This is a genomic window from Pseudoalteromonas rubra, from assembly GCF_005887115.1.
GTDB classification, from domain to species: Bacteria; Pseudomonadota; Gammaproteobacteria; order Enterobacterales; family Alteromonadaceae; genus Pseudoalteromonas; species Pseudoalteromonas rubra_F.
On record NZ_PNCJ01000043.1, the window covers coordinates 28,812 to 42,913 of the forward strand.

Sequence of the window (14,102 nt, forward strand, 5' to 3'; positions counted from 1 at the left end):
GTGATTGTCGACAGAGCTAATCCAGGCATGGCTAAGGAAATAACCAGTTTGGCTCAATCCAGCCTAGATGCTGCAACAGTGATCCAGGCAGCAACCAGGCTGAATACAGACAAAGCGCAGATGTTGTTTAGCTGCTTCGCACTGGTGTATGCCAGATATTATCAGATGTCACCAGCGAGGATGCGATATGTAGATAATGCTGACGCTAATTCAGCAAGTAATACCGAACATGTATGTGACTTACACCTTGACCCCATGATGACTGTGCAGCAATGGCATGAGTATGTGTGTGCACAGACAACAAGCGCACTTCCGGTGCCAACAGGCGCGACAGAGAATACAGATGCGCTGTTACCGGTTTTCCTTGTGGCGGAGTCTGCCAAAGCAGGCATGGAAAATATGTCATTTACTTTGCTGTTAAACATGGCATCTGAGACACACCTTGAGTGGTTTTATGATGCCGGGCAGATAGACCGTCAAACCGTGGAGACGCTTGCAGACTGGCTAACCTTTGTGGTTACAGAGGTCGCGATTGACCCAAATCAGTCTCTTAACGCGTTGGCTTATTATCATGAGACCTTGTCTCCCACGGTTGCGCAAACACCTCAAAGCATTGTCGATGTACTCGACCAAGTTTCTGAACATGCTCCCCTGGCCCTTGCTGTGTGTGACAGTGATGAGCAAATCGATTATCGCACTTTGGTGACTCGCTCCTGTCATCTGGCAGCACAACTTGCTGAGCAGGTTGACCCGGGTACTCGGGTAGGTGTCATGCTGCCCGGCTCAGTGGCTGCTCTGGTGGCACAGCTCGCGTTATGGCGCTTAGGCGCCACTTTTGTACCGCTTGACCCAGGTTATCCGGCACAAAGGCTTGCACATATTATGACGGATGCAGACCTTAAATGTGTGCTCACAGATGCCGCCAATGAGCATAAAGGTGCACTCGATGGTATGAAAAGCTATCGGTATGATGTTCTGATGGCACAAACACATAACAAGGTCTGGCACCCACCCGAGATAGACACCAGTTTGTCTGCTTATATTATCTATACCTCTGGATCGACCGGTTTACCTAAAGGCGTGCCAATAAGCCATGATGCTTTTGCTGCGCACATTCATGCCATGTCTGAGCATTTGGCGTTGTCAGATAAGGATGCCGTATTGTCATTTGCGTCTTTGAACGTAGATACCGCGCTGGAGCAGATATGGGTGGGACTATGTGCCGGCGCTGCTGTGCATATTAAGGGGGAGCGGTTATGGCGCCATCAGGAGCTGACCGATTACCTGTTGCATCATCAGATCACTTGTACCGACCTGCCACCGGCACTGGTCGCTGAATTGCTCAGTGAGCAAGCGAATGAAGAGGCTTTTTGGCAGCAAACCCAATTACATACCTTAGTACTGGGCGGAGAAACCCTGAACCCTCAGATTGTCCGTCGCTGGGAAGAGTTGGCGCTTTTCTCACGCTGTCGATTATTTAATGCCTATGGACCCACTGAAGCAACCATTACCTCCACCTGGCACCAGGTAACACCGGCTGATTTGTCTCGGGCCAGTATTCCCATTGGTAAGTTATGTGGGCCCAGAATTGCGTTGGTGGTTGATAATGAGGGTCATGAACAGCCTCCCGGGGCCGTTGGTGAATTGTTGTTGGCAGGACCCTGTCTGAGCTCAGGTTATCTGAATCGCGAAGCAGAAAACCGCAGTAAGTTTATTCAATATCGCGGCCTGCGCTGGTACCGCAGTGGTGATTTAGTCAGACAAGGCCCCGAAGGTGAGTTCTATTTCCTGGGACGTGCCGATGAACAGGTAAAAGTGCGGGGCTTTCGTGTCGAGTTGGGCGAGATTGACAGTCAACTGGCGCGTCATGATCAGATCAGAAGCATTGCGGTGGTTGATGTTGTACGAGGACAGAGTCAACAGCTGGTTGCCTTCTATGTTGCGCAGGGAGAGACGCCCACTGGCGAGGAACTCAGTGAATTTGCCGCATCTCGTCTGCCCGGGCATATGGTACCAAACCAGTTTGTCGCCCTGAGTGAATTACCTCTGCTGCCCAATGGAAAGGTCAATCGTCGTGCACTGCGAGATCATCGCTTGCCTGAACCGGTGGCCAGTGAAATCGTTGAACCTCAGTCGCCATTACAAACACAGCTTAGGAAGATCTGGGCGCAGGCATTTGAATTGCCTGAAGAGGCGCTCAGTTGTGCTGCACACTTTTTTGCGCTGGGCGGACACTCCCTGATTGGTCTGCGTATACTCGGCGCCATTAGCGAACAGTTGATGGTAGACCTTGAGTTTCAAACCTTGCTTACTCATCCCACCATAATGGATTTGGCAAACTACATTGAGCTCGACACTGCGTCATTGGCAAAGGAAGCGAACCCATTGCCCGCCATCTCGATGCAACCTGATGCAGCAGCTGGTCCGGTGGTATCCTTTGCGCAGCAACAGATGTGGCTGGCCAGTCAGCACGAAGGCTTGGAGGAAAATGGACAACACAGCTATTTAGTGCCTCTGACACTGTCGCTTAGCGGCCCGCTGGAGATCCCGCGTTTGCAAGCTGCATTGGATCTTTGGCTGGCACATAACCCAATCTTACGCACTCGCCTGGTGATGGACGAAGACGGCCAGTTGCAGCCTCAGCTCGCAGACACTACGCAGCTGCCATTGCAACACATTGAACTGAGCCAGCTGGATGAGGCACAGCAGTCACAGCGCATTGCGCAGGTCCGTGCTGAGTTGGGCCGCGGACTGACACCAGCCAGTTCGCTGATGGTGAACGCCTGTTTGATTAGCGTGTCTGAGCAGCGTCACCTTTTATGCTGTGTGTTTCATCACATCGCAGTTGATGACTGGTCGGTCAATTTACTGTGCCAGCAACTGAGTGAGTTTTATCAGCATGCGGTTGAGCCTGGTGAGCGGGCAGGTTATGGGGATTATGCTCGCTGGCAAAAGCAATACTGGGAGGGCAGTGAACAGGCGCAAGCCATGAGCCAATATTGGCAGACGCAGTTAGAGTCGTTGCCGGTTCTGCATGGTATTGCCCTGGACAAGCCGCGCAGTCATTTGTCACTCAATGAGGCGCAATCACCCGCGGCAGGTATGGCACGAGTTGTACTCCCGCAGGCTGTCGGGCAGCAATTGGCTGAATTTGCCAAGCGCCACGGCACCTCTGAATTTGTGGTATTGCAGAGTATGTTTGCGCTGGTGGTAAGCCTGTTTAGCCGTGAAGAAGACGTCGTGATTGGGTCGCCCATGGCGAATCGTCAACAGCGCGCAACTCAGGATATGGTCGGCTATTTTGTTAATCCGGTGGCAATTCGCAGTCAGGTCAATCGTCAGCACACGCTGGCTCAGTTTATCGCCAGTCAGCACGACACTATCATGGCGGCGATGGCGCACCAGGCGTTTCCATTTTCTCATTTGGTCGATACGCTTAACCCGCCACGTCAGGAACACGTTCACCCGATTTTTCAGATTCTATTTAACTTTCTGGGTAAGAACCCGCATCGTGAACGCTTTGTATTGGGTGAGGTTGAAGCCCGGGTGTTGACTGAGCAAGACACGCAGGCGAAGTTTGATCTAACCCTGGATATCTGGCAAAGCATGGATGATGAGCTCACAACCAGCCTCTATTACAATAGTGCTTTGTTCGATAGCACGACTGCAGAGTCAATCCTGTCGCAATTCTGTGAGGCCCTGAACCACTGGCTAACCAATTCCAGCCAACCCCTACATCAGTTGACCAACGTCCCTGCTCAGTCTGCCCGAGAAGCATTGCTGACACTTGGTAAAGGAGAAGAATGTGAGCTGGGTGAGTCCTTTGTGCAACGCTTGAACCGCCTTAGTGAACAATGTGACGGCCGCCCGGCGCTAATTGACGACAATCGTTCTCTCAGTTACCGGGAGCTGGCACAACAGGCTCATGCATTGGCTGGTTACTTGCAAAGTAACGGGGTGGAGCAAGGTGATGCCGTTGCTGTGATGATGCCTCGCTGTGTCGAGTATATTGTCGCTGTGTATGCCTGCCATTTGTGTGGCGCGGCGTTCGTCCCTGTTGATACTCACTTCCCAGTCGAACGGGTTAATAATATCGCCAGCCAGGCTGGTATCCATTGCTTGCTGAGTGTGTCGGAAGTTGACAAGGCACCAGAATTGGCGTGTGAATTTATCGATGTACGGGTAGCGATTGCACAGGGGGTGAGTTGCCAACCGGTAATCAACCATCCACAAGATACGGCCTATATGCTGTTTACGTCCGGTTCAACAGGCACGCCCAAAGGGGTTATCGTCACCCAGCGTAACTTAACTTACTTTTTAACCACCAATGATACGGATACATTCTCGGCGCATGATCCTTGCAACGTAAGATGGGGTTGGCGCCTGGCGTTTGTCTTTGATGGCTCCATGCTGGGATTAGGCGCTGTTGCCTCTGGTGCGACTGTGGTGTTGGCAGACGAAGCAACCTGCCAGGATCCAGAGCGTTATGCTGAGTTTTGTCGTCAGCATCAACTCACTCACTGTTGTGTTACGCCTTCATTCTGTGAGCTATTTATCGAGCAATGGCCAGATGCTGCACAGATGCCAAACCTGGGGATGGGCGGGGAGTCGATTTCACCGTCACTGTGGGCGCGCCTCAATCAGATTGCTGCTCAAACCGGGTTGAACATTATCAACTATTATGGCCCAACTGAAATCACAGTACACGCGACAAGCTGTGATATCAGCTCATCAGCTTTACCAAGTATCGGCAAGGTTGCAAGCAATGCGCAGGTTTATCTGGTCGATGATTGTGGCAGCTTGTTACCCCGTGGCGCGATTGGCGAAATATGGGTTGCAGGTAGTGGGGTTACGGCTGGTTATCTTGACCAGCCGGCATTGACCGCGGAAAAATTCATTGACGACCCCTACGGTCCGGGTTTGGTTTATAAAACAGGTGACCTTGGGCGCTGGAATACACAAGGACAGCTCACTTTCCAGGGACGTGCAGATACGCAATTAAAACTGCGAGGCTATCGAATTGAGCCCGGTGAAGTCGAATCTGTTATTGCTCAGCATGAGGCCGTACAACAAGCGTTTGTGACTGCACACCGCCAGCAGCTGGTTGCTTATGTGGCAGTGGGGGATGTCGCGGAGGGCGCACATGCTGAGGTGCAGCGCGCTTTACAGGTTAACCTGAATGCGCAGCTCCCGGCCTATATGATACCGACCCACTTTGTTTTCATACCTCAGCTGCCGTTGACCGTGAATGGTAAGGTCAACAAAAAAGCATTGCCGCTTCCTCAGGTGAGTAGCACGGATGAGTATGTTGCACCGAGCACAAGTGCTGAGGTGAAACTCAGCGAAGTGTGGGCAGAAGTATTAACACTGGAAGCCTCGCAGATCAGTGTGCACGGTAACTTCTTTACGCTGGGTGGCCACTCCTTACTGGCAACTAAGCTGATCAGTATGATTAAGAAGGTGTTTGGCTATCCGCTGACAATGACACAGCTGTTTGCCAATCCAAACATTGCTGCACTGGCAGCCCTGTTACCAGCGCCTCAGGATGGCGAGAGCGCAACACGCAGTGAGATACAATTTGATCCCAATGCAGACGTCGTGCTGTCATTTGCGCAGCAACAGATGTGGCTGGCCTGTGAAATGAGCGACAATCAGGCTGGCTATTTGCTGCCATTACATCTGGCATTGCACGGCTCAGTTGATGCTACCCGACTTGATACTGCTCTGGTTAGCCTGCTCACTCGTCATACCGTGTTGCGCACTTCCATTGAGCGCGCCGGGCAGGGTATTGCTGCTCGGGTAAATCCGGTACCGGACAGTGTTTTGAGTCAGGTTGACTTGCGTGAGTACACTACCGCGCAGCAGCAAGAGGCCATTGCCAAAGTGACAGAGCAAGTGGCAACTAGCCTGACACCTGAAAGTGACCTTATGCTGCATGCTGTCTTGTTTACGCTGGGCACTGAGCAGTATGAACTGAGATTATGGTGCCATCATATCGCAGCGGATGGCTGGTCTGTCGAGTTGTTGGGGAATGAATTATCCGCTTTGTATATTGACCCCACAGCACAGGATGATGTGGCATTACAATACAGCGACTTTGCACGTTGGCAGCGTGAGCACTTTGCTGAGCAAGAGGTGCTGCCGTCGTTGCGTACATACTGGCAGACACAGCTTGTCGATTTGCCGAGTTTACACAGTTTGCCTGTAGATGGTGAGTCTGAGGAGAACCTGCATACCGCGCATACCTGCCGGGTGACACTTGATGAAAAGCAAAACCAGCAGCTGAAAGCTTTTTCGGGCGCTCATGATGTTACCTCGTTTGTGACATTGCAGAGCGCATTTGCGTTATTGCTGGCGCAATTTGGCGCCGAGCAGGACGTGGTAATGGGTACGCCTATGGCGAATCGTCGTCATGAAGAAGCTCAGTCATTGATTGGCTATTTCGTCAATTCTGTGGTGCTGCGCAGCGAGGTAGACTGGACGAATAGCTTTAGCACTATGCTGGTCCGACAAAAAGCCATGATCCTCGATGCGTATGAACATCAGGAACTGCCTTTTGAACAGCTGGTTGAGCTCTTACAGCCGCAACGTGTACATGGTCGTCATCCGCTTTTCCAGATCATGTTCAATTATTTATCCAGTGATGAACGTCTGACTTCTTTTGCCTTGCCGGGTGTCCAGGTGAGTACACTGCCCCCTGAGCAAAGCGCCGCTAAGTTTGATCTGTCACTGAATATCATAGAGCGCGACTCTGGAGCGTTGAGTATCGAAGTGGATTACGCCACGAGTCTGTTCAGTGAGGCAATGATAAACAGCATGTTGTCTCAGTTCGTGCATATTATCTCGGTATGTTGCGCTGCGCCTTCTGAGCCACTCAATGCACTTGATTTACTGGCACCGGAGCAAGTTACAGTCCAGCGTGAGCAGCTGGGTCACGGGTCTGAGCAAGCTGTGCAGTCGGTACTCATGCCACAGCGCTTGTCAGAATTAGCCGCTGCTCGTCCGGCGCACATTGCTGTGCATGATGCGTATGCTCAGCTGAGTTATGCCGAGCTGGATCATCAAGCCAGACAGTATGCTGCGGGTCTACAGCAGCGGGGTGTAAAGCCGGGTGATGCGCTGGCATTGTTGTTACCCAAAGATATTCAGCTGGTGGCATTGCTACAGGCCATTCATCTGTGTGGCGGCGTCTATATCCCGTTGGATGAAAGCTATCCGACTGAGCGGATAGACAACATCTGTCAGCAGGCTGATGTGCGTTTTATAATCAGTTGTGAGTCGTTGCAAGCACTGTATCAGGGTGAGCGGGTGGTCCATCAGCTGAAAACCCTCAGTGCCGACCGTAATCGCTATCGGAGCGTAGATATCTGTGCGCAAGATACCGCGTATATATTATTTACATCTGGTTCAACCGGTGAACCGAAAGGGGTGCAGGTAAGCCATGGCAACCTGGCTCATTTTATCGGAGTGATGCAAGATACTGTGCTTAATGGCCGTGATGTCAGTGACGTGTGCTGGGGCTGGCGTGCGCCACTGGTATTTGATGCTTCGGTGGTTGGCCTTGCGGCTCTGGCGCTGGGCGGACAGTTATGGGTGTGCGACAGAGAAACCAGCCGGGATCCAATTAAATACGCGGCGTTTGTTCAGCAACAGGGTATCAATCTGACCTTTGCAACTCCCTCGTTTGCTCAGCTGATGCTCGATGCCTGGCCACAGGATAAGCCTATCCCGGATCTTGTGTTAGGTGGAGAGGCGCTTGAGCAACCCCTTTGGTCACAACTGGTCGCTCTGCGTGAGCAGGGGCACCGGGCTTATAACGTTTATGGACCAACGGAAACAACGGTTTATGTGACCTGTACTGAGGTAACTGGCAACACAACGCACCTGGGACAAACCGTAGCCAGCACCCAGCTATATGTGCTCGATCCGTATCAACGTCTGCAACCATTTGGTGCGAAAGGCGAACTTTACATCGCAGGTAGCGGGGTATCTCAGGGTTATCTGAATCGTGACCAGCAAACCCGGGATAGTTTCCTGAACAACCCGTTTGGTGCGGGAAAACTATACCGCAGTGGAGATCTGGTACGCTGGGATGAGGCTCGTCGTCTGACCTATATGGGGCGGGCGGATGACCAAATTAAACTGCGCGGTTTGCGCATTGAATTGGGAGAGATCACCCGTTTGATGAGCAATAGCGGCCTGGTAAAACAAGCTTGCGTGCAGGTTGTTGAACAGCATCTGGTTGCCTACTATACGGCATCTGAAACAGCGACAGGCGATCTTACTCGTCAACTGACACAACATCTGAGCGAAAAGTTGCCGGATTATATGGTGCCTTCACAGTGTATTTTGCTTGATGAAATGCCATTGACTGTAAACGGAAAAGTAGATAAACGCAGGTTACCCGCACCAAATATCGTTGAGCAGGCCTACCAGGGGCCGGCTAATGAAACAGAGCAACAATTGGTTGAGCTGTGGGGTCAGGTATTGGGACGCAAGGCTGATGAAATCAGTACAACGGCCAATTTCTTTGCGCTGGGCGGGCACTCCTTGCTGGCAGCTAAGCTGATCACGTTGATCAATGGGGCGTTTGGGGGCGACTGGTCACTGGCGAGTGTCTTTAAGTATGCAAGCGTTCAGGCCCAGGCTGGGATGGTTGCGCAGCACACGCAGATTACTCACAGTATCGAAATTGAGCGCTCAGACAGGGATGAACCTGTGCTGTCTATGGCACAGCGCCAGATGTGGCTGGCCTGTGAGATGAGTGACGACCAGGCCGGTTACTATATCCCGCTTTATCTGCGCTTTGAAACTTGTCCGGATCCTGAACGTCTGGACCGAGCCTTATGTGCTTTACTTGAGCACAATCCGGTACTGAGAACCTCAGTGGTTCAGCAAGATAATGAACTGATGGCAAAACTTAATGCCCAGCCTGATAGCCTACTAACGTTTGATGACCTGTCAGAGTGTGAGACAGAGCAACGCGACACGGCACTGGCGAACAGTTTTGCGCAACTTCATGAGGGGCTGACGCCGCAAAGTCCGCTGCTGCTGCGCGCGAAATTGATCACCTTAAGTGCACAAGAGTACGTTCTGGCGCTGTGTATTCATCATATCGCAGCAGACGGCTGGTCCATGGGATTGATCCTGGAGCAGCTGGATCACTTTTATCGCACTGGGCACACTGATGAGTCTGAACTGCCTCTGTACCATGACTACGCACGCTGGCAGCAAGCACGGTTCGAAGATCCCGTTCATATGGATAAGCTGGCGAAGTACTGGCAACAGCAGCTGGCAGACTTACCACTGCATCATGAGCTGGCACTGGATAAACCGCGCCCGGTTGATGCCAGTTATCGTGCGCAGACACTGAGCAGACGCATTCCCAAGGAGCAGGTGAGTGCAATCCGCGAGTTTGCTCAGCAACAACAAACCACCCCATTTGTGGTGTTGCAGAGTGCTTTCTCCTGGGTTTTGTCGCTGTTCAGTGGTGAACAGGATATTGTGATGGGGACGCCAATGGCAAACCGTCAGCAGGCGAGCTGTGAACACATGATTGGCTATTTTGTAAATAGTGTTGTGTTGCGCGCGCAGGTGTCTCCTCAGCTCAGTTTTATCGACCTGGTCAAAGCGCAAAATAGCACCTTCCTGAGCGCTTATGAACATCAGGCCTTCCCGTTTGAGACACTGGTAGAAACCTTAAATCCGGAGCGGGTTGCACACCTTCATCCGTTGTTCCAGATTATGTTCAGCTATCTGACGGCTGAACATAGTGCGGCTATTTCTCTGGGAGATCTTGGCTGTGAAACGCTGGAAGAGCCAAACAGTTTCGCTAAATTTGATCTGACGCTCAATGCAACAGAGCAGCAAAATGGCGATATTCTGCTGGAAATTGACTTCAGTACAGACATTTTTGAGACGCCAACGGCACACGCTCTGCTGACTTGTCTGAGCGATGGACTCAGCAACTTACTGGCTCACAGCGGTACGCCATTCGAATCATTACCCGCACTGGTTGATAACACTCAGCGGCGTGCCATTGAGACACTGGGGCAAGGAGCGCCATGCCAGTACGAGGCGGATTTACGCACTATGCTTGAAGCGCGTGTTGTCCAAAGCCCTGATCATATCGTCATTGAAGAAGGCGAGTTGACGCTGACATACAGTCAGCTACACACGCGCGCCAGACAGTTGGCAGGGTATTTACAATCTCTGGGTGTCCAGCCTGGTGATAATCTGGGACTATTATTGCCGCGCAGCGCGGATGCGCTCGTGGCTATTTATGCGACCCAGCTGTGTGGCGCGACTTTTGTGCCGCTGGCGCTGGATTATCCTCGTGCCCGGGTGGAGAAAATAGCTGAACAGGCACAGATCCGTCTGCTCCTTGTTCAGCACCTGGATGCAGGGCAGGTATTTGAGGGAATTGCCGAAATTGTCAGCCTGCAAACTATCCCATCTGATTGCGATTACCGAACACCAGAGCAATATGCACAGATGGCCTATCTGCTCTTTACGTCTGGCTCTACCGGCGAGCCCAAAGGCGTGTGTATCAGTCAGCAAAACCTGGCGCATCTACTGACAAGCTGGACACAACGGACCTTTGCAACGGTAGATATAACCACGGTGCGCTGGGGCTGGCGTGCTCCTTTAGTGTTTGATGCATCTATGTTTGGCCTGGCCATAGTGGCATTTGGCGGGTGCCTGGTTATTGCTGATCATGAAACGGGCCGTGACCCTTACGCCTTTATGCAGTTCTGTCAGGCTCACGATATTAACTACAGCTTTGCCACGCCTTCTTTTGCGGAGCAAATGCTGGAGTGTCATGAGCAACCGGTGCCATCGCTGATGCTTGGCGGTGAAGCGCTGAATCGTAAACTCTGGTGCCAGCTCAGTGACTACAGTGAGCAACATGGTCGCGTGTTCTTCAATGCCTATGGTCCGACGGAAACAACCGTCGAAGTAACTCAGACTGAGGTCACCGGCACCCATCCTCATTTGGGCGGTCCGATAGCCAATACCCAGCTGTACGTGCTGGACGCTCAGCAGCGTTGTGTTCCGATTGGAGCCAAAGGGGAGCTGTATATTGCTGGTGCGGGTGTTGCCGAGGGATATCTCAACAATCCGGCACAGAGTGAAAAAGCCTTTATTAGCAATCCATTTGGTACTGGTTCACTGTATCGCAGTGGCGATTTAGTGCGCTGGGATCATAATGGCAATCTGGAGTTCTTTGGTCGTATCGATCAGCAGGTCAAATTGCGTGGATTCCGTATCGAACTGGGCGAGATTGAAACCGTACTTAGTCACAGCGAGGCTGTGGCTCAAGTAATATTAACGGTTCAGGGCGCGCACCTGGTTGCCTACTTTGTCGCGGCAGGCACATTGAGCGAGCAGGACATTACGGCGCGTTTGCAGGCACTGGCACAGCAAGCCCTGCCTGACTATATGCAGCCAAGTTACTATGTTCAGATTGAGCAGGTGCCGTATGCCGTAAGCGGAAAAATTAATCTGCGGGCACTGCCTGCGATCAGTGTCGAGCAGGCGTATTATGAGGCGCCGGCAACATATCTGGAGTCGCAGCTGCAAACGCTGTGGGCTGAAATTCTTACACTGGATGTTGGCCAGATAAGCGTTGAGGCTAACTTCTTTGCGTTGGGTGGTCACTCTCTGGCGGCGAGCAAACTGGTTGCCCGGGTGAAGCAAACCCAGCCGTGTACATTGAACGTATCTGATGTGTTTAAAATGCCGACCATTCGGGCACTGGCGCGTGCGCTGACGTCACAACAGCAACTGCCTCAGGATCAGCCTTTGGTGAAGGCGCCGCGCCCGGAGCGTTTGCCGTTAAGCGATGCGCAGCAGCGGTTGTGGTTGGTTGACCAGATGGAAGGGCGCAGTGCTCAGTACAACATGCCCTTCGCATTTGATTATCATGGCGCGCTTGATTTAACTGCGCTGACACAGGCATTGACGGCGCTGGTCGAGCGTCATGAAGTGCTGCGCACCTGCTTGCGTCAGGATGAGCTGGGGCCTTACCAGTATATCCAGGAGGTCAGTGCATTTGAGCCACAAGTGCTCGATGCCAGCGAATACAGTACAGAGGAATTTGCCGGTCTGCTTGAGCAGTTGGCGGTGACCCCATTTGATTTAGAGCAGGACGTGCTGCTGCGTGCTCATACCTTTATCCGCGGTGGTGAACATTACACCCTGTTACTCAACTTCCATCATGTGGCGATGGATGGTTCGGGCATGGAGATATTCATTGCCGAACTGGATGCGCTGTATCGTCACAAAGGAGACGGCGATTGCTTGAACCCTCTGGCGCTGCAATATGCCGATTATGCACTGTGGGAACATCAGGGTCGTCACCCTGACAACCTGGCAGCGCAGCGGGCCTACTGGCATCAGCAACTGGCACAATTACCGCCTGTGCATGAGTTGCCGCTGGATAAGCCGCGTCCTCAGGAAATGACCCACAGTGGTCAGGTGGTGTTCAATCAACTTGGCGAGCAATGCAGCGAGGCATTGAAAGCCTATTGTGAACGTCAGGGGGTCAGTACCTTTATGGCGATGCATGGCTTACTCAGTGCACTATTGAGTAAGTTCAGTGGCAGTCGCGATATTGTTATCGGCACGCCAGTGGCCAATCGTGAACAGCTGGAAACACAGCGCATGTTGGGCTTCTTTGCTAACACACTGGTCCTGCGTATGGACACAGATCTGTCTATGTCATTTGCACAATTGCTGGCACAAAGCCGCGACACTGCGCTGGCTGCGTTTGATAATCAAAGCGTGTCTTTTGAAACCCTGGTGGCTGATTTGCAAGAGGCACGTCACAATCGGTATAACCCTCTGTTCCAGATCTTGCTAGTGGTTCAGAGTCAGCACAATAGTGCCTGGTTACTGGATGGGGTAGAGCTGCGCGAGCACCCGGTTAACTTTGATCAGAGTAAATTTGACCTGACACTGTCGGTGGTTGAGCAAGCGGGACAGATCCGCCTCGATTGGGAGTACAACAGTGACTTATTCCACAAAACGACCATAGAATCACTGGCACAGGCGTTTGTGGCTTTATGTGAACAAGCTTTGGCAACACCAGATGTACAGCTACTGTCTTTGCCGCTGAACGCTGAGGACGCCTGTGACGCTGCAGACGTGGCGCACTTGCCTCAGTCTGTTGCCGATGTCTTACGGTTAAGTGCGCAAACTCAGCCTGATGCCCTGGCACTGGAATCAAGCGAGGTACAGCTAACTTATGGTGAGTTCGTGGCTCAATCCAGCCAGCTGGCGCGTTTACTGGCACAGCAAGGGGTCAGGCAACACCAGATTGTGGCGCTGACTTATGCGCGTACACCTGCCAGTTATCTGGCCATTGCGGCCCTGCTACAATTGGGCGCAGCGTATCTGCCTCTGGACCCTAAACTGCCAGAGCAGCGTCTGCGCTATATTCTGCAGCAAAGTGGCGTTGAGCATGTGATTGATACCCGAGGCGACGCCAGCCTCGCAGAGCTAATCGACACGCTTGAATTAAACTGCCTGGCACTCACCTGGCCGGCGCTACAGTCGCAACTGAAGGGGCTGGACGACAGCGTCTATCGCAGTGAAGAACCCATTCAGGGTGACGACGCGGCCTATGTGATTTATACCTCAGGGACAACCGGTGAGCCTAAAGGGGTGGTGCAAACGCACCGTACTCTATGCCATCTGGCGGTTGCCCAGCAAAGCACGCATGGGCTCACTGATGCGAAGCGAACTTTGCAGTTTACGCCTCTTACCTTTGACGTGTCAGTGCAGGAACTGATCACCAGTTGGTTCACACACAGTCCGCTGGTACTGATCAGCGAAGAGGAAAAAGACAATCTGGCGCAGCTGCCTCAGCTACTGAGTGCACGCAAAATCGAGCGTTTGTTCTGTCCACCAGCGGTACTTCAAATCCTGGCTGAAGAAGTGAACGGTAACGACTATGATGCGGTGCCGGATGAGATCATTGTTGCCGGTGAAGCCTTGTATATCTCAGAGGCCATTGCGGCGCTGTTTACCCGCTACCCCAGCAAGCTCTGGAACCATTATGGCCCGACAGAGACCCATGTGGCCTGTGCTGAGTTTGT

At 52.4% G+C, this 14,102-nt stretch carries 1 protein-coding gene (only partly in view); it reads left to right on the forward strand.

Annotated elements, in window-relative coordinates; all coding sequences use genetic code 11:
• A protein-coding gene (locus CWB98_RS20655) for a non-ribosomal peptide synthase/polyketide synthase (RefSeq protein WP_171045710.1) crosses the window boundary here: on the forward strand, nucleotides 1-14,102 show its 5' portion. It continues 13,435 nt past the right edge of the window; the window shows 14,102 of its 27,537 coding nt (coding positions 1-14,102); its start codon is at nucleotides 1-3; its stop codon lies off the right edge, out of view.